This window comes from uncultured Clostridium sp., assembly GCF_947072515.1.
Lineage (GTDB): Bacteria > Bacillota > Clostridia > Clostridiales > Clostridiaceae > Clostridium.
Map to the genome: position 1 here is coordinate 42,769 of NZ_CAMTIG010000017.1, position 20,865 is coordinate 63,633.

The 20,865-nt window shown below is 28.5% G+C and carries 16 protein-coding genes; 13 read left to right on the plus strand and 3 right to left on the minus strand.

Annotation, left to right across the window (positions count from 1 at the left end; all coding sequences use genetic code 11):
- The first annotated feature begins 86 nt into the window (after positions 1–86).
- The 4 genes from Q0W06_RS08360 (at position 87) to Q0W06_RS08375 (ending at position 3,282) form a co-directional block, all read left to right on the plus strand.
- Positions 87–1,166 carry a Xaa-Pro peptidase family protein gene (locus Q0W06_RS08360; protein WP_297633766.1) on the plus strand — a complete coding sequence of 360 codons (1,080 nt, stop codon included), beginning with the start codon at positions 87–89 and terminating at the stop codon, positions 1,164–1,166.
- A gap of 133 nt (positions 1,167–1,299) precedes the next feature.
- On the plus strand, positions 1,300–1,830 hold the full coding sequence (locus Q0W06_RS08365) for a sigma-70 family RNA polymerase sigma factor (RefSeq protein WP_297633768.1): 531 nt from the start codon (positions 1,300–1,302) through the stop codon (positions 1,828–1,830).
- A complete protein-coding gene (locus Q0W06_RS08370) occupies positions 1,820–2,821 on the plus strand; it encodes a DUF4179 domain-containing protein (protein WP_297633770.1) in 1,002 nt (333 codons plus the stop codon). Before Q0W06_RS08365 ends, Q0W06_RS08370 begins: the two co-directional genes overlap by 11 nt.
- 89 nt (positions 2,822–2,910) lie before the next feature.
- Complete coding sequence (locus Q0W06_RS08375) at positions 2,911–3,282, plus strand: hypothetical protein (protein ID WP_297633772.1); 372 nt, start codon at positions 2,911–2,913, stop codon at positions 3,280–3,282.
- An 86-nt stretch (positions 3,283–3,368) separates the two neighbouring features.
- Here Q0W06_RS08375 and Q0W06_RS08380 read toward each other — a convergent pair whose 3' ends face one another.
- The 3 genes from Q0W06_RS08380 to murC all read right to left on the minus strand — a co-directional run bounded on the left by Q0W06_RS08380 (position 3,369) and on the right by murC (position 8,167).
- On the minus strand, positions 3,369–5,018 hold the full coding sequence (locus Q0W06_RS08380; RefSeq protein WP_297633774.1) for an alpha-keto acid decarboxylase family protein: 1,650 nt from the start codon (positions 5,016–5,018) through the stop codon (positions 3,369–3,371).
- A 216-nt stretch (positions 5,019–5,234) separates the two neighbouring features.
- Positions 5,235–6,473 carry a NupC/NupG family nucleoside CNT transporter gene (locus tag Q0W06_RS08385; RefSeq protein WP_297633776.1) on the minus strand — a complete coding sequence of 413 codons (1,239 nt, stop codon included), beginning with the start codon at positions 6,471–6,473 and terminating at the stop codon, positions 5,235–5,237.
- 317 nt (positions 6,474–6,790) lie between these two features.
- On the minus strand, positions 6,791–8,167 hold the full coding sequence (murC, locus tag Q0W06_RS08390) for a UDP-N-acetylmuramate--L-alanine ligase (RefSeq protein ID WP_297633778.1): 1,377 nt from the start codon (positions 8,165–8,167) through the stop codon (positions 6,791–6,793).
- Positions 8,168–8,435: 268 nt separating this feature from the next.
- Here murC and purR point away from each other — a divergent pair, with 268 nt between their 5' ends.
- The 9 genes from purR (at position 8,436) to Q0W06_RS08435 (ending at position 20,571) form a co-directional block, all read left to right on the plus strand.
- Entirely contained in the window at positions 8,436–9,251 is an 816-nt protein-coding gene (purR, locus tag Q0W06_RS08395; protein WP_297633780.1) for a pur operon repressor, read from the plus strand.
- A gap of 218 nt (positions 9,252–9,469) precedes the next feature.
- Positions 9,470–10,840, plus strand: coding sequence for a bifunctional UDP-N-acetylglucosamine diphosphorylase/glucosamine-1-phosphate N-acetyltransferase GlmU (gene glmU, locus Q0W06_RS08400; RefSeq protein WP_297633782.1), 1,371 nt, complete (start codon positions 9,470–9,472; stop codon positions 10,838–10,840).
- A gap of 30 nt (positions 10,841–10,870) precedes the next feature.
- The gene (locus tag Q0W06_RS08405) at positions 10,871–11,830 is read left to right on the plus strand and encodes a ribose-phosphate diphosphokinase (protein WP_297633784.1); all 960 of its coding nucleotides are present in this window, start codon (positions 10,871–10,873) and stop codon (positions 11,828–11,830) included.
- A 225-nt stretch (positions 11,831–12,055) separates the two neighbouring features.
- Positions 12,056–12,742: a response regulator transcription factor gene (locus Q0W06_RS08410; protein ID WP_297633786.1), complete on the plus strand. Its 687-nt coding sequence runs from the start codon at positions 12,056–12,058 to the stop codon at positions 12,740–12,742.
- A gap of 2 nt (positions 12,743–12,744) precedes the next feature.
- Complete coding sequence (locus tag Q0W06_RS08415) at positions 12,745–14,163, plus strand: HAMP domain-containing sensor histidine kinase (RefSeq protein WP_297633789.1); 1,419 nt, start codon at positions 12,745–12,747, stop codon at positions 14,161–14,163.
- Between the two features lie 16 nt (positions 14,164–14,179).
- Positions 14,180–15,244 carry a S1C family serine protease gene (locus tag Q0W06_RS08420; RefSeq protein ID WP_297633791.1) on the plus strand — a complete coding sequence of 355 codons (1,065 nt, stop codon included), beginning with the start codon at positions 14,180–14,182 and terminating at the stop codon, positions 15,242–15,244.
- Between the two features lie 130 nt (positions 15,245–15,374).
- Positions 15,375–15,950, plus strand: a complete 576-nt coding sequence (gene pth / locus Q0W06_RS08425) for an aminoacyl-tRNA hydrolase (protein WP_297633793.1) — start codon at positions 15,375–15,377, stop codon at positions 15,948–15,950.
- A 14-nt stretch (positions 15,951–15,964) separates the two neighbouring features.
- A complete protein-coding gene (mfd, locus tag Q0W06_RS08430) occupies positions 15,965–19,477 on the plus strand; it encodes a transcription-repair coupling factor (protein WP_297633795.1) in 3,513 nt (1,170 codons plus the stop codon).
- Between the two features lie 86 nt (positions 19,478–19,563).
- A complete protein-coding gene (locus tag Q0W06_RS08435; protein WP_297633797.1) occupies positions 19,564–20,571 on the plus strand; it encodes a peptidylprolyl isomerase in 1,008 nt (335 codons plus the stop codon).
- Positions 20,572–20,865: the final 294 nt, after the last annotated feature.

Sequence of the window (20,865 nt, forward strand, 5' to 3'; positions counted from 1 at the left end):
TATATATTTTAACATTATATTAAAAAGGGATAAAGATGTTATAATAGTAATTAAGAATAAAATAATAAAACAATAGGAGGACAAATATGAAAGAGAACAGAATTTTAAAAGTAATAGAAAAAATGAAAGAAGAAGGATTGACTCAAATATTAGTTTCATCTCCATCATCACTATTTTATTTGACAGGGAAATGGTTTCATCCAGGAAATAGAATGATTACTTTACTGATAAAAGAAAATGGAGAACATAAATTAATAAATAATAAGCTTTTCCCAGTAACAGAAGATTTAGGTGTAGATATAGTTTGGTATGAGGACACTGATGATTCAATAGAAATTTTATCAAAGTTTATAGATAAAAATAATGATTTAGGTATAGATAAAACATGGCCTGCACATTTTTTAATTTCACTTATGGAGTTAAATGCAGCAAAAGGATATAAAAATGGCTCTCTAATAATTGATGAACTTAGAATGATTAAAGATGCTGAAGAGATTGAGTTTATGAAAGATGCATCAAAAATAAATGATAAAACAATGAAAGAACTTTGGGCAAACTTAAGAGAGGGAATGACAGAAATAGAGTGTGCAAATCTTTTAAAAGAGTTATATGAAAAAAATGGTTCAAAGAAATTTTCATTCAGCCCTATTATAGCATTCTGTCCAAATGGAGCAGATCCACATCATGGAACAGATGATACTAAATTAAAATTTGGTGATAGCATAGTTATTGATATGGGATGTGTTTATAAAAATTATTGCTCAGATATGACAAGAACAGTATTCTTTGGAAAAGAACCAGAAGCAAGACATGCTTCTATATATGGAATAGTTAAGGAAGCTAACGAAAGAGCTATAAAAATGGTTAAGCCAGGAGCTAAATTTAGTGATATAGATAATGCAGCAAGAAGCTATATAGTAGATAATGGATATGGAGAATACTTTACTCACAGAACAGGGCATTGTATAGGAATAGATTGTCATGATTTTGGTGATGTAAGTGGAATAAATGATAAGGTTCTTGAACCAGGGATGATATTCTCTGTAGAGCCAGGAATTTATTTAAGAGATGATTTTGGTGTAAGAATAGAAGACTTGGTTTTAGTTACAAAAGACGGACATGAAGTATTAAACAGTGTAAGCAAAGAAGCAACTGTTATAAAGTAAATAATATATTTTTCGATAAGAAATGAGGATGCAAAATGCATTCTCATTTTTTTTATTTATTTTAAGTGAAACATTCTTTAAGATAAAGGACTCTTAAAGATAGAGGTCAGTAATGGTATAGGAGGGAACTCTAGTGAAACTACTACATTTTAGTAAAAAGGGGTTAGTTTATAAAGCTAAAGATGGTGATATAGAAGCTTTTATGGAGCTTATACGAGAGAATAAACTTTTAATGTATAAGGTTGCATTAAATATGATTAAAAGAGAATGTGATATAGATGATGCAATTCAAGAAACTATAATTAATGCTTTTGAAAATATAAAAAATCTAAGAGAAGAGAAAAATTTTAAATCATGGCTTATAACAATACTCATTAATGAATGTAAAAGAATATTGAAAAAAAATAAAAAATTAGTTTTAGTACATGAATTTAACAATGAGGCTTTTGAAGAAAGATATGAAAATGTAGATATTATTGAAGCAATAAATGAGCTGGATAATGAATCTAAAGAGATAGTTATTTTATATTATTTTGAGGATTTGAAGCAAGAAGAGATAAGTAAAAAGCTTAATTTAAATAGTAGTACTGTTAGAACGAAGCTTTCTAGAGCTAAGAAGAAGTTGTATAAGATTTTAGGGGAGGATTATGTATATGAGCAATAACAAAGATAGAGAGATAAAGAATAGATTAAATAATGTAAATGAACTTCCTAAAAATATAGATGACAGTATAGAAAACACACTAAAAATATTGAAGAAAAGAAAAAAGAAAAAGAATTATAAAAAAGTAATTATTTTAGTTAGTGCTATTTGCATTTGTATAGGAAGTTATTCTATAAAAGGTAATGCAGATAGAAATAAAGTTTATAGTAATATTTTTAATAGTTTTCAGTTAACAGAAAATTATAAAAATATAGGATATGAATCCAATAAGAAATTTGAGAATATAGCTGTAGAAGGAAATGTGATTAATGAAAGTAATAAAAAGATTGAGAAAAAAGAATATGATTTTAGGTTAGAAGCACTAGTATATGATGGATATACATTAACTGTAGGATATGAAATTAATGAAGCTATTGAAGTTCCATCAATTATGCTTGAAATAGATGGAGAAATATATGATGGAAATGGTTATGCTACATCGTATGTTAATGAGGAAGGTAAAACTATTACTATAAGAACTTTTCAGTTATTTGCAGATAATAAATTAAGGGGAAATAGGATAAATAAATATATAGGTAAGAGAGCAAAGGAGTTTGAAATTACATTAAGAGCACAAATAGATGAAGAATGGTTTGAGGTAAAAGAAATGATAAGAACAAATCATTTAAAAGAAAATATAAGGAAAGTAAAAGTAAATAGGAATATCAATGGAGTAAGAATAAAAAATATAATAATAACGCCGATGAACATTTATATAGATGGATATGGGGAAAAAGATTCAATTAAAGATGAAATGTTTGAAGTTAAAGAAAAAGGGGGAGAGAAAATACCTGTAAAAAGTTTAACTAATACTTCTAGATTTGGAATAAGAGATAATTTCATATTTGTTTATGAAAATAAAGGAGACGAACTTGAGGGGATTGAAATTCAAGGAAAAGATAAAAAAATAATTTTAGATAAAGAGGGAAATGTTCATGAAGCGGAGAATTAAGAATGAGAATGGTTATATTTGACATTTTAATAAGCAACAAATGTAGAGAAAATAATTAAGAAAAGCTGAAGGGGTTAAAAGGAGAGTTTATGAGAAAAAATAAAATATTTATGATGGGATTATTATTAATAGCTATGCTTATGGTTGGGTGTGGAGCAAATAATAAAGAAGTTGATCCTAAATTAAAACTTACGGATGAAAGTGTGACAATAGGGATTAATGAAGTTAATAAGAAAAAAGTTATAATTGTTGATATTCAATATAAAGGGGCAGTAGAGGTTGTATTAAAAGAGTTTGATAAGGTTGTGTTTGAAGGAGAGTTATTTGGTGGAAATGATGAGTATTTTAACCTTTATAATTTAGAGAACTGTGAGAAAGAAAAACCTTATGAGTATACTATAGAAGTTAGTAAAGATAAGAAGACTGTAGTTAAGAGTTTAGTATATAGAAATATAGATTAAGAAATTTAATAAATGAATTTTCAATACATGAAAAAGAGATGTTGGACTGTACTAGTGCAACATCTCTTCTATATTAAAAGAGTGTATTAATAACTATTTTGTTTTGAGAATAATTCACCTAAATCTTTTAAAAGTTGTGGAGAATCCATTCTACCCATATAAACTTCCATAAAGATTAATTTATCTTTATTTTCGTTAGCAGTTTTAAAGCCGTTTATTAAGTCTTTTTCAGTTTTAATTTTTAAACTGATACTCTTATTACCTTCCATATCGAATACAGAAACTAATTTAGAGTAGTCCCACATATTTATATCATTATATTTTCTGTTAGGACCATGGATAAGTCTTTCTACAGTATATCCATCATTATTCACAACCATAACTATTGGTGATAGATTTTCTCTAATCATTGTAGAAATTTCTTGTGCTGTTAATTGGAATGAACCATCACCAACTAAAAGTATATTACGTCTAGTTTTATCAGCCATTTGAGTTCCTAAAGTAGCACCCACAGTGTATCCAATTGAACCCCATAAAGGTTGACCTACGAAAGTACAACCAGATTGTAAGTTGACAGTACATGCACCAAAGAATGAAGTTCCTTGTTCAGCGATTAGAACATCATTTTTATTAATTAAGCTTTCAATTCCTTGGAAAAATCTATTTTGAGTTAAAACATCATCAGTTGCAGTAAAGCTTCTTATAGCTTTAATAGCAGGTGTTGTATTTTCTGAATACTTAATATCTAAATTAGATAGAGCTTTTAAAACATCTTTCATAAAAATATTAGTGAATACAACATCACCTATTCTAGAGAATAAAGGATGTACTTCTATTAAAGTTATATTAGGATTTATAAAACTAAATCCAGCAGTTAAAGAATCTGTAAGTTTTACTCCGAATAGGAAAGCTAAATCACATTCTTTTACTAAAGCATTTATATTTTCATTACTTAAGGCACCATTATAAATACCAACAAAGTTTTTATGAGTTTCATCTATAACACCTTTTCCCATAGCAAGAGAGGCAATAGGTAAATTAGATTTTTCAACAAATTTTTCTACATCATTATTAAGATTTAATCTGTTAACTTCAAAATCTGCTAAAATCATTTGTTTTTTAGAGTTTGTCATTAAAGACTGTATTTTTTCAATAAACTTAGCTAAATTAGCATTATCACTTTCGAATTTATATTCAGTTTTTTCAGAAACGAAAATTTCTTTTTTAGCTAAATCTACAGGCATTCCTATATATACAGGTTTTTTATGTAAATAACATTCTCTAAGAACTCTATCGATTTCTTCTTTAGCATTTATTTCATTTAACATAGTTTGAGCAATAGTAACTTCTTTAAACATTTCATTAAATCTATAAAAGTCTCCATCACCTAAAGTATGATGAACTAATTTTCTGTTTTCAACAGCATTTGCAGATGGGATACCAACTATTTTTACAACAGGAACACTTTCTGCATATGAACCAGCAATACCATTTACAGCACTAAGTTCACCAACACCGAAAGTGGTTGCAATAGCAGCCATTCCTTTTATTCTTCCATAACCATCAGCAGCGTAAGAGGCATTAAGTTCATTACAATTTCCAATCCAATCAATTCCTTCAGCATCATCAATTTGATCTAAAAAGCTTAAATTATAGTCACCAGGAACACCAAAGATGTGTTCAACACCATAAGATTTTAGACTTTCAATTAAATAATCTCCAACAGTTTTTTTCATATGTAACAGCTCCTTTTATTTTTGATTTTATGTTATTCATTTTCTGTAATGATAGTAACATCTTATAGTAAAGAAATCTTTGACACAAGTCATAGAAAAGATATATTTACAAAAAAGACATTGTGATTTAATAATATATATTATTTGTAAATGAAAGAATTTTATAAGGATAAAAATAAAGACCTTTGGATTAACCAAAGGTCTTTGTATCAATATTTATACTACAAATAAGATTCCGGCAATTGTTCCAGTTAAACAAGTTGCTAGCGCTCCACCTAATAGAGCTTTAAATCCTAATTTTGCAACTAGTCCTTTTTTCTCTGGAGCAAGTGATCCGATACCACCTATTTGAATTGCTACAGAACTAATGTTAGCAAATCCGCATAATGCGTAAGTCATTATAAGAATTGTTTTTGGTTGAAGTATTTGATATCCAGCAGCATGTGCAATGTTTTTAGATAACTCTGAATATGCTACGAATTCATTAAGCATAACTTTTTGTCCAAGTAAACTACCCGCTGTAGTAACATCCGATGCAGGTACACCCATTACAAATGCAAGAGGTGAGAATAATTTACCTAAAAGCCATTGGAAGCTAAGCCATGGAGCTCCAAATAATCCACCGATTGAAGAAATTACAAAATTGAATAAAGCGATTAGAGCAACGAATGCAAGAAGCATAGCAGCAACATTTAAAGCTAGGCCTAATCCTTCACTTGCACCATTAGCAGCTGCTTCAACAACATTAGAAGCTGAAGTTTCAATTTTAATATCTGTAACATCTTTAGTTTTTGGAACTTCAGTTTCAGGAATTAAAATTTTAGCTAAGATTAAACCAGCAGGAGCAGCCATAATACTAGCAGCTAATAAATCACCAGCATTAACTCCCATTGCAACATATCCAGCCATAACTCCACCTGCAACCGTTGACATTCCACCGACCATTATTGCCATAAGCTCAGAACGTGTCATTTCACCTATAAAAGGTTTAACTAAAAGTGGTGCTTCAGTTTGTCCTAAGAAAATGTTTCCAACAGCACTTAAAGTTTCAGCTCCAGAAGTACCAAGAATCTTACAGAAGAATTTAGCTATTATTTTAACAACAAATTGCATAATTCCTAAGTAGTAAAGAATCCCCATTAAAGCTGAGAAGAAAATGATTGTAGGTAATACTTGTAATGCGAAAATTGAACCGATAGTATTTGTATCCATTAAAGGTCCAAATAAGAAGGTAGATCCTTCAGCAGTAAAATCAAGAATTTTAGTTATTCCCTGACTAATAAATGAGAAAAACTTTTCTCCAGCAGGAACTTTAAGTATGAAAATAGCAAAAATTACTTGAAGACCGATTCCTGTACCAACAAGACGCCAGTTAATTTTCTTCCTATTTTCTGAGAATAGAACGGCAATACCTATAATTGCAGCAACACCAAGCAGACCAATAAATCTGTTCATTTGATTTCTCCTTTTATATATATTTTTTTATGAAATGAAACCTTTTATATAAGTGAAGAACTAAATGATGATAATAGCATGTCTAAAACAAGTACAATTTATATAAAATGTTTCAAAAGTTAACTTTATGTTTAAATTATAAACTAAATTTGAATAAAATTAAATAAAAATAATAAAAAAATTAATAAAATGTAGAAAAAAGATGAATAAAATATTAAAAAGTGGGCATTTTTAGAAAATAAATAAAGAAAAAGCTGTTTGAATAAGAATTTTCAAACAGCTTTTGAAATATTTTGAAATATGTTATTTCTTTTATTTTAAAGAGATAAGAATTTTTCACCAACGATAACTACATCACCAGCACCAACTGTTAATATCATATCGCCAGTTTTAGCAATTGATTTTAAGTAGTTAACAGCTTCATCGTGAGAGTGTACATTAGTACATTTTAATCCTGTATTTCTTATAGCATCTCCAAGTTCAGTTGAGTTTACAAGTCCAGTATCTTTTTCTCTAGCAGCGTAAATATCCATTAGGATTAGTTCATCTGCTCCTTTAAATGCAGTAGTAAACTCATCAAAAAGAGTTTTAGTTCTTGTATAAGTATGTGGTTGGAATACAACATAAGTTTTACCGTGAGGTATTTTTTTTGCAGTATTAAGAGTTGCTTGGATTTCAACAGGATGATGTGCATAATCATCAATAATTGTTATACCATCTTTGTCACCCTTATATTCAAATCTCTTGTGAGCTCCAACACATTCATGTAGACCTTCAGAGATTTTATCATATGATAAATTGAAAATTAATCCAACACAGATTGTTGAAAGTGCATTTAGAACGTTGTGAGTTCCAGGCATATTAAGGCTTACTTCAAAAAGATCTTGCCCATTTTTATTAACTGTAAAAGTAGCACAACCTTTATTGTTAAATACTACATTTTTAGCAGTTACATCTGCATCTTCTAAACCATAGCTTAAAGTATTACATTTAGCTTCAGAAAGAATAGTTCTTACATTTTTATCACCATTATATCCAATTAGATAACCATCTTCAGGAATTAAAGTTGAAAATTTCTTGAATGTTTGAACAATATGATCTAAATCTCTATAGTAATCTAAATGATCTGCATCAATATTTAAAATTATTCCAACATAAGGATAAAACTTTAAGAATGATTCTTTGTATTCACAAGCTTCAGTAACGAAATATTCGCTACTACCTATTCTATAGTTTCCTCCAATTACATCAACTTCTCCACCAACTAATATAGTAGGATCAAGTTCAGCCTTTAAAGATACATTAGTTATCATAGAAGTACATGTAGTTTTTCCGTGAGTTCCAGCAACTGCTACATTGTATTTATGACCTTTCATTATTAATCCTAAGAATTCAGCTCTATCCATTAAATGAATATTTTTTTCTTTAGCTTCTAAAATTTCAGGGTTATCACTTGGAATAGCTGCAGTATATACAACTAAATCAACATTTTGAATATTTTCTCTTTTATGACCGATATAAATTTCGGCTCCTTTTTCCTTAAGACTTTCTGTAATTTTAGATTCTTTTGAATCTGAACCAGAAACTTTAAATCCATTATTTAAAAGCACAGCAGCAAGTCCGCTCATGCTTATACCACCAATTCCAATAAAGTGAATTTTCTTTTGTTTATCTTTTATAAAATCAAATGACATAAAATCACCTCTCCTTATTAATTCATTTATAATTATATACATTTTTTTAAAATTGAACACAACAAAAATAAGATTATTTAAAAAAATTTCCTTTATTTATAGAAATTCCACGGATTAGTTTATAAAAGAATGGGAAAAATAAAGGAATTTAATATAAATAATATATTAAAACCTTGATAAAAAAAAGAATATAGAATAAAATATGAATATTAAACGGTAAAATGTGAAGAATAATTCGTATAAATATAAAAATGAAGGTGATTTTTTTATGGAGAAATTAAGTAGAAATAGCAGAGTTGTAGCTATTACTAAGATATTAACAGAAAACCCAAATAAAATTATAGGATTAAATAGATTTTCGGAGTTATTAAATGCAGCAAAATCTACAATAAGTGAAGATATAGTTATTGTTAGAGAAATATTAAATAAATTAGAGATGGGAAAAGTCGAAACTATTGCAGGAGCGTCAGGTGGAATAAAATATATTCCTATAATAGGAACAGCTATGGCAAAAGAATTTGCACAGAATTTATGTGAAATACTAAAAGATGAGGATAGAGTTATTCCGGGAAATAGAATTTATATGACAGATCTTATGTATAATCCTGAAATAATAAGTAGAGCAGGAACAATAATTTCAGCATGGTTTGATGATAAAGAAGTTGATTATATTATAACGGTTGAAACAAAGGGAATTCCTTTAGCATATGAAGTTGCTAGAAATTTAGGAATTCAACTAGTAATAGCGAGAAGAGATAGTTTAGTTACAGAAGGACCAACTATGACTATAAATTATGTATCAGGAACAAGTAAGAGATTACAGCAGATGTCTCTTTCTAAAAAAGCTATGAAAAGTAATTCAAGATGTGTGTTTATAGATGATTTTATGAAGGGTGGAGGAACTGCACTTGGAATAAAAGATCTTTTAAAAGAATTTGATAGTGAGCTTATAGGAATTGGAGTTTTAGTAGATAGCAAAGAAACTAATAAAAAATTAGTGGATGAATATATCTCAATAGTAGAACTTCATTCAGTAGAAGAATCAATAATATCAGATATAAGACCATCACAAATGTTTCAATAAATTATAAGAGATATAAAGCTTTAGAAAAACGTTGAAATTTGTAGTAAGAACTCGTATAAAAGCGAGTTCTTTTATATTAAAATAAAATACCTTATTTATTAATGCTAAATTAAGATATAGTAAGGTTGAAATAGGGACATTGATGAAATATAATTATAGAGATATAGAAGTAGTTAGATATTTCAATTCGGAAAATAATATTTAATAGAGGTGGTAAAATGTATAGATGTGCGTTAATACTAGCGGCAGGACAAGGAACAAGAATAAAATCTGACATGCCAAAGGTTTTACACAAAGTTTGTGGAAAAGAAATGGTTAATCATGTTATAGATAATATGAGAAAGGCTAGTATAGAGGATGTCAATGTAATCATTGGAAAAGGCGCAGAACTAGTTAAAAATGAAACAAACTCAAGAAGTGTTTCATACTCAGTACAAGAAGAGCAATTAGGAACAGGGCATGCAGCTAAGTGTGCAGTAAACTTTTTAGAAGGAAAGAAAGGAACTGTATTAATATTTGCTGGAGATGCTCCATTAACAAAAGAAGCCACTATAAGAGAATTAATAGAGTATCATGAAGGAAATGGAAATGCAGCAACTTTATTAAGTGCATTAGTAGAAGATCCAACAGGATATGGAAGAATTATTAGAGATGAGAACAATGATGTTTTAAAAATTGTTGAACATAAAGATTGTAATGAAGAAGAACTAAAAGTAAATGAAATGAATGCAGCAATGTATTGTTTTGATATAGAAGCGTTATTAGATGCGTTAGATAAAATATCAAATGATAATGTTCAAGGAGAGTACTATTTAACAGATGCTATTGAAATAATTAAAGCTACTGGTAAAAGAGTAGGTGCAGTAGTTACTGATTATGAGGATACTATAGGAGTTAACTCAAGAGCACAATTAGCAGAAGCGGAAGAAATTTTAAGAAGTAGAATAAATAGAATCCATTTAGATAATGGTGTAACATTAATAGATCCAAGATCAGCTTATATTGGAGCAGATGTAATTATAGGAAAAGATACAATAATATATCCAAATGTTATTTTAGAAGGAAATACTAAAATTGGAGAAAGATGTACAATACTTCAAAATTCAAGAATCAAAGATAGTTTAATAGAGAATGGTGCAAGTATAGAATCATCTGTTATATTAGAGAGTAAAGTTGGAGAGAATACAAACGTAGGTCCATTTGCTTACATCAGACCAGAAAGTAATATTGGAAATGATGTTAAAATTGGAGATTTCGTAGAAATCAAAAAAGCTAGCATTGGAAATGGAACTAAAGTAGCTCATTTAACTTACATTGGAGATGCTGAAGTTGGTGAAGAGTGTAATTTTGGTTGTGGAACAGTAGTTGTTAACTATGATGGAAAAACTAAAAATAAAACTATAATTGGAAATCATAGCTTTATAGGATGTAATACAAATTTAGTTTCACCAGTAAAAGTTGGAGATAATACTTATATTGCAGCAGGTTCAACTATAACTAATGAAGTTTCAGAAGGGGATTTAGCAGTAGCTAGAGCAAAACAAAGAAATATTCCAGGTTGGGTTGAAAAAAAAGGGTTAAAAAAATAAAATAAGCTAAATGTTAGGAGGTCTTCATAAATGGTAACACATGGAAATAACATAAAAATATTTACAGGGAACTCTCATCCAGAATTAGCAAAAGAAATTGCGGATTTATTAAACTTAGATATAGGATTATCAAAAGTAGGAACTTTTAGTGATGGAGAAATATCAGTAGATATAAATGAAACGGTTAGAGGCTCAGATGTATTTATAGTGCAATCAACATCTTCACCAGTTAATAATAATTTGATGGAATTATTAATAATGATTGATGCATTTAAAAGAGCATCGGCAGGAAGAATAACTGCAGTTATTCCTTATTATGGGTATGCAAGGCAAGACAGAAAAGCAAAGTCAAGAGATCCTATTACAGCAAAGCTTGTAGCAGATCTTTTAACGACAGCAGGAGCAAATCGTGTTTTAACTATGGATTTACATGCTTCACAAATTCAAGGATATTTTAATATTCCTGTAGACCACTTAGTAGGTTCACCTATTCTAGCACAATATTTTATTGATAAAGGATTAGATGAAGATGAAGATGTAGTTGTAGTTTCGCCAGACTTAGGAAGTGTTACAAGAGCTAGAAAGTTTGCAGACAAATTACATGCACCGATAGCTATAATAGATAAAAGAAGACCAAAAGCAAATGTTTCTGAAATAATGAATATCATTGGTGATGTAAAAGGGAAAAAATGTATTCTTTTAGATGATATGATAGATACAGCAGGAACTATAACAAATGCAGCAAATGCCTTAAAAGATTTAGGAGCACAAAATGTTTATGCATGCTGTACTCATGGAGTTTTATCAGGTCCAGCTTTTGAGAGGATTCAAAGTTCAGCAATTGAAGAGTTAGTTATGCTTAACACTATTAAATTGCCAGAAGATATAGATAAAGAAAAGTTTAAATCTTTATCTGTAGCAGGACTTTTTGCAGAAGCAATAAAAAGAATATATGATGATAAACCTTTAAGTAAATTATTTGAGGTATAAATTAAATAAATAAAAGTCATTACAAAGAAGTAATGACTTTTATATATATATTTTTAGTTTAGATTGAAAAATAAGAAAAAAATTTGGAGATAGGTTAATAATTTGTAACTTATTAGAGAAGACTATATTAATAAAAGTCAAAAAGTGATAAATTTATAATTGATAGTTTACAATAATAATTTAATATTATTATGATGTTAACAAAAATAGATGGAGGTGCCAATTATGGAAGGTGTATTAGGAAAAGTCCTAATCGTAGATGATGATGAAAATATCTGCGAAGTTATTAATATGTATGTAAAAAGCGCAGGGTATGACACTAAAGTTGCAAATAATGGTAAGGAAGCTGAGGAAATATTCTTAGAATATAAACCAGATATCGTACTTTTAGATGTTATGATACCAAGCATAGATGGAATAGATGTTTTAAAATGGATAAGAAAAGAAGGAACAACTCCTGTAATAATGTTAACTGCTAAAGGTGATACTTTTGATAAAGTTTTAGCTTTAGAGTTAGGAGCAGATGATTACATAGTAAAACCTTTTGAACCAAAGGAATTATTAGCAAGAGTTAAAGCTGTTATGAGAAGATATACAGCAGACAATACTAATAAAGAAGTTATTCAATATAATGATTTAACAATTGATGCTAATTCATATAGAGTAATTTATAAAAATAGTGAAATAAAAATGCCACCTAAGGAATTCGAACTATTATATTACTTAGCGTGCAATAAAAATAGAGTATTTACTAGAGAACAATTATTATGTGAAGTATGGGGATATGATTACCCAGGAGATTCAAGAACAGTTGACGTTCATGTAAAGAGATTAAGAGAAAAACTTCATTCAGGAGATACATGGCAAATAGAGACTGTTTGGGGGGTAGGTTATAAATTCGAGGTGAAATAATTATGAAGAAAAATAGCTTAGTATATAAGCTGATCATAACATTTACCTTAATTTTAGCCGCTATAAGCATACTAGTCGCAGGTACTTTATCTATATGGTTTAAAGGTTATTATTTCAACCAAAAAAAGGAACAATTTAATAGCCAAAGTGCAATTATAGAAAATGCTGCAATAACGTATTTAGCTGCTGATACTCATGCCCACTTATCAACTCTTAAAAATGTAATGGATTTTGTTAGTAAATCTATAAATGCAGATATACTAATAACAGACCAAATAGGATATACATATGCTGTATCAAGCATAACTCATGAAGATTATAAATTTTCTAATTTAGATATACCACAAAAAGAAATGGATATTTTAAAATCTGGAAAATCTATCGTTTATAATAATATAGCCGGTAATAATGGAAATGAGTATGTATATTTGAAACCTGTTTTTAAAGGGAATTACTTTAGTGGGATAATAGTAATGATAACTCCGTTGAATAGTATTAATGCATCATTAATAAAAGCTATTGAAACAATTTGGGCTACAGCTATAATAGGAGTAATAATAGGTGCGATAATAGTTTATTTCTATGGAAAAAGAAGGTTGATTGAACCTTTAGATAAGATTAACAATGCGGTTAGAAGACTAGCTCGTGGGGAAGTTAATGAAAAAATTGACATGGAAAGAAATGATGAAATTGGAGAATTAGCCAATTCATTTAATGTTATGGCAGAATCCTTAAAAACTGTAGACGAAAATCGGAGAGCGTTTATTTCAAATGTATCACATGAATTAAGATCACCAATAACATCTATAAAGGGATTCATTTCAGGAATTTTAGATGGAGTTATTCCAAGAGATAAAGAAGGATACTATTTAAAAATAGTTTATGATGAAACAGAAAGATTATCTAGATTGATTAATGATTTGTTGGATATATCAAGTATGGAAGCTGGAAAAGTAAAACTTACAATTCAAGAATTAGATATTAATAGTTTAATAAAATTATGTGTAGCTAAATTTGAAGGTAAGATAAAAGATGCAGGAGTAGACATGGATGTAACATTAGAAATGGCACATCAATATGTTTACGCTGACAATGATAAGATAATTCAAGTGTTAACTAACTTGATTGATAATGCTATAAAATATGGTAATGAGAATGGTCATATTAAGATAGATACAAAATCAAAAGGTGATAAGTTATACGTTAGTATTTATAACGAAGGACCAACACTTACTCAAGAACAATTAGTTAAAATTTGGGATAGATTCTATAAAGCAGATATATCAAGAACAAATAAAGTAAGTACAGGGTTAGGTCTACCAATAGTTAGACTTATACTAACTGAACATGGTGAAGATATTTGGGTTGAAAACTTCAAAGACAAAGGCGTTGTATTTACGTTTACATTAAAGAAAGTGTAATGTATGGTGGTAAAAAATGGGAAAAAAGACTGAAAAAAAGCAAGGACAAATAAATATAAAAAATAAAACTCCGTTATTCACGAGGAACAATTTATATATATTTATAATAATAATAATAACAGCTATAATAACAGGAATTATAACAACTAAATATATAACTAATAAGTTAAATAATGTAGTTGGAACTGCAATTAATTCAGCTCAAAGTAATTCTGTTATAGATAATATTATTAAAGATGTTGGACCGTCTCTAGTTACTATTGGGCCATCGCCTAATGATTTAGAGCGAATAGAGATAAATCAGCAAAATACAACTGGAGCTATAATTAGCAAAGATGGTTTAATAATTACTAATTATGATTTAGTAAAAAATATGAAAGAAATATATGTTAAATTGCCTGCGAAAGGAGTTAAAGCCCAAAAAGCTACTCTTCTGGGATTTGATGAAAACACAGGAATAGCAGTCCTTAAAATAAACAGTAAAAATTTAACGCCTATACAAATATCAAGCAATCTAGAGTTGAAACCGGGAGTAACAGTTGTTGCAATAGGGAATGCAGATAATTCTAGTTATATTGGAACAATTACATCAGGTATAGTAACATCAACAAATTTCACTATATCAGCAGGTAGTGAAAAAGAAAATGTAATACAAACTAATGCAGTACTAAACAATCAAAATTTTGGTGGGATTTTATGTAATTCAGCAGGACAAATGATAGGGTTTAGTAGCTCTTATTTAACTAAAAAATATAATATTCAAGATTTATATTTTGCAGTTGGAAATGATGCTGTTTTAAATAGTGTAGAAAAAATACTAGAGAAATCTAATGTATTAGGAATACAAGGGGCTATACTAGATAATAATGGTGGTTTTTATATATCGAATGTGAAACCAAATAGTCCGGCTAGTGAAGCAGGTTTGAAAGTAACAGATATAATTGTATCGATTAATGGAAAACCTATAAGCACATTAGATGATTTTTATTCAAGCTGTAAAGAATTTAGTCAAGGGCAGACAGTATCGTTAGATATTTTAAGAGATGGTAAATCAAAAGAAATAAATATACAATTAAAGTAAAAGGGACTTTTTTTTAAAGTCCCTTTATTATTGTTAAAATTTAGTATAAGATTATAGAGTAATTTAAATTAGGGTATAATTACTAGAGAATAGGAAAAATACTAAAAATAAAATTGCAAGGAGAAACAATATGTTTTTGATAGTAGGATTAGGTAATATAGGAGAAAAATATAATAATACTAGACATAATATAGGCTTTGATGCAATAGATAAAATTGCAGAGATGTATAATATTAGTATAGATAGGAAAAAATTTAAAGGTGAATATGGAGAAGGTTTTATAGGTGGGGAAAAGACGCTATTAATAAAGCCAACAACTTTTATGAACTTAAGTGGAGAGTGTGTTAGAGAAGTTATAGATTTTTATAAATTATCGCATGAAGATGTGCTTGTTATATATGATGATGTAAGTCTTGATGTTGGGAAATTAAGAATAAGAGAAAAAGGTAGTGCTGGAGGACATAATGGAATAAAAAGCATTATAAGTCATTTAGGAACAGAGGAATTTTCCAGAATTAAAATAGGGGTAGGACAACCTAAAGATGATTTAATAAGACACGTTTTAGGTAACTTTTCAAAAGTTGAAAGAGAAGTATTAAATGATAGTTTAAATGCAGTAGCTAAGGCGTCGGAAGTAGTAATAAAAGATAGTACTAAAGAGGCTATGAATAAGTTTAATGGATTTAAACCAAAAGAAATAGTTTAGAGGTGAGAATATAAATGAGATTAAAAGGGTTAATGGAACCTTTGATAACTAGTAAGGAATTTGATGAAGTAAAAGGCAATATAATAAATAAAAAATATCCTCAAGCTGTATATGGTTTATCAGATTCGGGTAGAAGTTATTTTATAAATAGCATCTATGAAGAAGATGATAAGCCTTTAGTTGTTGTTGCACATAGTGATATGGAAGCAAAAAATTTATATGAAGATTTAAGTTTTTATAATCTAGATGTATATTATTTTCCTGTTAGAGAGGTAGTTTTTTATAATATAGATGCTATTTCAGGTGATTTAAGATGGGCTAGACTTAAAATAATCAAACAGATGTTAGATAAAAAGAAAAAAATAATAGTAACATCTATCGAGGCCTTTGCAGCGAATTATACACCAAGAGAATACTATAAAAATCATCAGATAAAGCTTAGAGTATCGAAAGAAACAAACTTCAAAGAAGTTAGTAAGCTTTTAGTTCAAAGTGGATATGAAAGAGTAGAAATGGTAGAAGGAAAAGGGGAATTTGCTTTAAGAGGAGGAATATTAGATGTATTCCCAATAGGTGAAGAGTATCCTTATAGAATAGAACTTTTTGGTGATGAAATAGATTCTATAAGAAGATTTAATGTAGAATCACAAAGAAGTATTGATAAAGTAAAATCTTTAGAAATTTTTCCGGCGAAAGAAGTTATAGTTGATGAAGAAGTAGTAAAGAGAGCGAGTGAAAAAATAAAAGAAGAACTTTCAGTTTCAGTTAGAAATTTAAAAGATCTAGATTTGAAGTCAAAATTATCATCTACGATTAATAGTAATTTAGAAAATTTACAAAATACATTAAGTTTTGAGACTATAGATTCATACATTCCATTTTTATATGAAAAAATGGAAAGTTTTTTTGATTATATAAAAGGATATAGAATAGTATTAGATGATACTGAAAGATGTAGAGGAAAGCTAGATACGACTTATTTAGAGTTTAGAGAAAACTTTACTATGTTTCTAGAGAAAGGGAATATACTACCAACTCATGCAAAACTTTTATTAGATGAAGAAAAAGTTATTGAGAAACTTGAAAGAAGTGAAATAACAACTTTAGATGTATTTACTAAAGGAAGAGATTTTTTAAAACCTTATTCAATAGTTTCTTTTAGTCAAATTACTTTAAATAATTATCAAGGGCAGCTAGATTTATTAATAGAGGAAATTCAAAATAAAAAAGCACAAGGATATAAAACATTGATACTTTCAGGAACTAGAACTAGAGGAGAAAGATTAGTTAATGTTTTAAGAGATAGGGATATTGAAAGTGTTTATAAAGATGAAGTTGATGAAATTCATGATGGAGAAGTAGTTATAACTTTTGGTAATCTTTTAAGTGGATTTGAATATCCAAAACAAAAGTTATGTGTAATTTCAGATAAAGAAGTATTTGGAGAAGCAAAAAGAAAATTAAAGAAAAAGACAAAGAATAAAAAAGGTGTTTCAAAAATAACATCATTTACCGACTTGAAGATTGGAGATTATGTTGTTCATGTAAATCATGGGGTTGGTGTCTATAAAGGCATTAAACAAATGGATGTTGGAGGAATAAAGAGAGATTATCTTGATATAGTTTATCAAAAGGGTGATAAACTATATATTCCAGTAGATCAATTAGATTTAATCCAAAAGTATATTGGTGGAGAAGGAAAAGTTCCGAAGGTAAATAAATTAGGTGGTATTGAGTGGCAAAAAGCTAAGTTAAAAGCAAAAACATCTATTAATGAGATTGCAAAAGATTTAGTGAAATTATATGCTGAAAGATCTACTGTAAAGGGATATAAATATAATAAAGATACAGAATGGCAAAGACAATTTGAAGATGAATTTCCACATGAAGAAACGCCAGACCAACTTACATCTTTATCAGAAATTAAAGATGATATGGAGTCTGTTAAAGTTATGGATAGACTTTTATGTGGAGATGTTGGTTATGGAAAGACGGAGGTTGCCATAAGAGCTGCATTTAAGGCTATAATGGATAATAAGCAAGTAGCTTTTCTTGTACCAACTACAATACTTGCAGAGCAGCATTATAAAAATTTAATTAAAAGATTCTCAGATTTCCCTATAAAAATAGATATGATTAGTAGATTTAGAACAGCAAAGCAACAAAAAGCTACATTACAAGCTGCTAAAGAAGGGAATTTAGATATTCTTATAGGAACACATAAGTTAGTTGCTAAAGATGTTCAATTTAAAGATTTAGGACTTCTAATTATAGATGAAGAGCAAAGATTTGGAGTAAAGCAAAAGGAAAAGATAAAGTCATTAAAGAAAAATGTGGATGTATTAACTCTTAGTGCTACACCAATTCCAAGAACACTTCATATGTCACTTACTGGGGCTAGAGATATTTCTGTTATAGAAACACCCCCAGAAGAAAGATATCCTATTCAAACTTATGTAATTGAACAAAATGATCAATTGGTTAGAGATGCTATTATAAGAGAAATGAATAGAGGTGGGCAGGTTTTCTTTGTATATAATAGAGTTGAAAATATTGAAAAAATAGCTGCTTATGTGAAAGGATTAGTTCCGGAAGCAAGAGTAAGCTTTGCTCATGGGAGAATGACTGAAAGACAGCTTGAAAATGAAATGATAACATTTATGGATCGTGAGTTTGATGTTTTAGTGTGTACTACTATTATAGAAACAGGCATTGATATGCCAAATGTTAATACAATAATTGTTTGGGATGCTGATAAAATGGGCCTTTCTCAACTTTACCAATTAAGAGGAAGAGTTGGAAGAAGTAATAAAATTGCTTATGCATATCTTTTATATACAAAAGATAAAGTTTTAACTGAAGTTGCAGAGAAGAGATTAAAAGCATTAAAAGATTTTACAGAGCTTGGATCGGGATTTAAAATTGCGATGAGAGATTTAGAAATTAGAGGTGCTGGGAATATGATGGGATCTTCTCAACATGGGCATATGGCAACTATAGGATATGATTTGTACTGTAGAATGCTTGAAGATACTATTAAGCTTATAAAAGGTGAAATAACTAAAGAGCCAGTAGAAACTACAGTTGATATAAAAGTTGATGCATTTATACCAACAGGATATATTGAGGATGAAAACTTAAAGATTGAAGTTTATAAAAAGATTGCAGCACTTGAAAGCTTAGAAGAATATATGGAAATTAAAGATGAATTAGAGGATAGATATTCAGATATTCCTGAAAGTGTTTATAATTTAATGGATATTGCATATATAAAAAGTAAGGCTAAATTATTAGGTATTGAAGAAATAAAAGAGACTCCAAAAGAAATTTTATTTAAATTTGTTGAGAATGATAAAGATTATATAAATGTATTTAAGGTTATAATTAAAAATTATAAAAGTAAGTTTATATTTAAATTTGGCGAAAAACCAGAAATTATATTTAAACAAGGAAGTATTAAAAAGGAAGATATATTGGCATTTTTTAAAGAAATGCTTGATAATGTTATAAAAATAATAAATATGTAAAACTTATAGAATTGAATTAGGTATATAATATTGATATACTTAAAAAATGAACATTATGAAAATAATAAATAAAGTGAGGTAAGAAAGTGGGTAAAGTAAAAGGTTTAGTTGCAATCGGATTAGTAGCTTTAGTAAGTGTAGCTATCGTTGGTTGTAAAATGATACAAAAAACACCAGAAGCGGTGCAAAAAGAAGTTATGGCAAAAGTTGGAGATTATAAAATCACTAGAGGGGACTTAGATCAAGCAATGGCACCATATCTTGCTCAAGCAAAACAATCATATGGAGCAAATTATATGGAAAATGCACAAGTTAAACAACAAATAGTGACATTAGAAAAGCAACAATTAAATAGTATGGTAAATCAACAAGTAGTTGTTCAAGAAGGAGAGAAAATGAACTTAGTTTCTGATCAAGATTTACAAAAACAAATAGATGAAAAAGTTTCAGAAACTGAAAAAGCATTTGGAAGTCAAGACGCTTTTAATAATGCATTAAAACAAGAGAATATTACATTAGATCAATTTAAACAACAAATATCAAATGAAGTAATTATAGATGCTGTGTTAAAAAATATAAGTAAAGATATTAAAGTTACTCCAGAACAAGCAGAGCAATACTATAATGAACATAAGATGTTATATACAACTAAAGATTCAGGAGCAGATGTTTCACATATTTTAGTAAAAACTAAAGAAGAAGCTGATAATATTGAAACACAACTTAAAAAAGATAATGGAAAAGATTTTGCTGCTTTAGCTAAAGAGTACAGTGAAGATCCAGGATCAAAAGATAAAGGTGGAAGCCTTGGATGGGTTGCATATGATTCAACTCAATTAGTGCCACAATTTATGGATGGAATGAGAACTTTAACTCAAAACGGACAAATTTCACAACCAGTTCAAAGTCAATATGGATGGCATATAATAAAAGTTGAAAATGTTAAATTAGCATATCAACCATTTAAAGATGCTGAAAAGACTGTAACTCAACAATTAACAGAACAACAAGAAGATGCTAAATTCCAAAGTGATTTAACACAATGGAAAAAAGATTTAGACGTTAAAATTTATGATAATAAAATAACAGGTTAGAAAATAAGATAGGCATAATTGCCTATCTTATTTTAATTAAAAGATAAGAATAGATAAAAAAGCTACTAGCTAAAAAATAGCATAGTAGCTTTTTATTTTGTTGAATAGATATTAATTTATATTCATAAAATTTGGGAAATATGCTAAGTTTTTAAATTGTATATACTAAATATACAAAAAAATAAATAAAATTGTAAAAATAAAATATAAATAATGGTTATATGGGTATAAAATTTCTATCTAGTCAAATAATAAGAATGTAAAAATAAACAATAATTTTTAACCAAAAGGTTA

Bases quoted from the DNA above. Each gene is read 5' to 3' on its own strand.
- Q0W06_RS08385 (WP_297633776.1), bottom strand. From the start codon at position 6,473: ATGAACAGATTTATTGGTCTGCTTGGTGTTGCTGCAATTATAGGTATT.
- mfd (WP_297633795.1), top strand. From the start codon at position 15,965: ATGAGATTAAAAGGGTTAATGGAACCTTTGATAACTAGTAAGGAATTT.
- Q0W06_RS08410 (WP_297633786.1), top strand. From the start codon at position 12,056: ATGGAAGGTGTATTAGGAAAAGTCCTAATCGTAGATGATGATGAAAAT.
- glmU (WP_297633782.1), top strand. From the start codon at position 9,470: ATGTATAGATGTGCGTTAATACTAGCGGCAGGACAAGGAACAAGAATA.
- pth (WP_297633793.1), top strand. From the start codon at position 15,375: ATGTTTTTGATAGTAGGATTAGGTAATATAGGAGAAAAATATAATAAT.
- Q0W06_RS08375 (WP_297633772.1), top strand. From the start codon at position 2,911: ATGAGAAAAAATAAAATATTTATGATGGGATTATTATTAATAGCTATG.
- murC (WP_297633778.1), bottom strand. From the start codon at position 8,167: ATGTCATTTGATTTTATAAAAGATAAACAAAAGAAAATTCACTTTATT.
- Q0W06_RS08380 (WP_297633774.1), bottom strand. From the start codon at position 5,018: ATGAAAAAAACTGTTGGAGATTATTTAATTGAAAGTCTAAAATCTTAT.
- Q0W06_RS08405 (WP_297633784.1), top strand. From the start codon at position 10,871: ATGGTAACACATGGAAATAACATAAAAATATTTACAGGGAACTCTCAT.
- purR (WP_297633780.1), top strand. From the start codon at position 8,436: ATGGAGAAATTAAGTAGAAATAGCAGAGTTGTAGCTATTACTAAGATA.
- Q0W06_RS08360 (WP_297633766.1), top strand. From the start codon at position 87: ATGAAAGAGAACAGAATTTTAAAAGTAATAGAAAAAATGAAAGAAGAA.
- Q0W06_RS08415 (WP_297633789.1), top strand. From the start codon at position 12,745: ATGAAGAAAAATAGCTTAGTATATAAGCTGATCATAACATTTACCTTA.
- Q0W06_RS08370 (WP_297633770.1), top strand. From the start codon at position 1,820: ATGAGCAATAACAAAGATAGAGAGATAAAGAATAGATTAAATAATGTA.
- Q0W06_RS08420 (WP_297633791.1), top strand. From the start codon at position 14,180: ATGGGAAAAAAGACTGAAAAAAAGCAAGGACAAATAAATATAAAAAAT.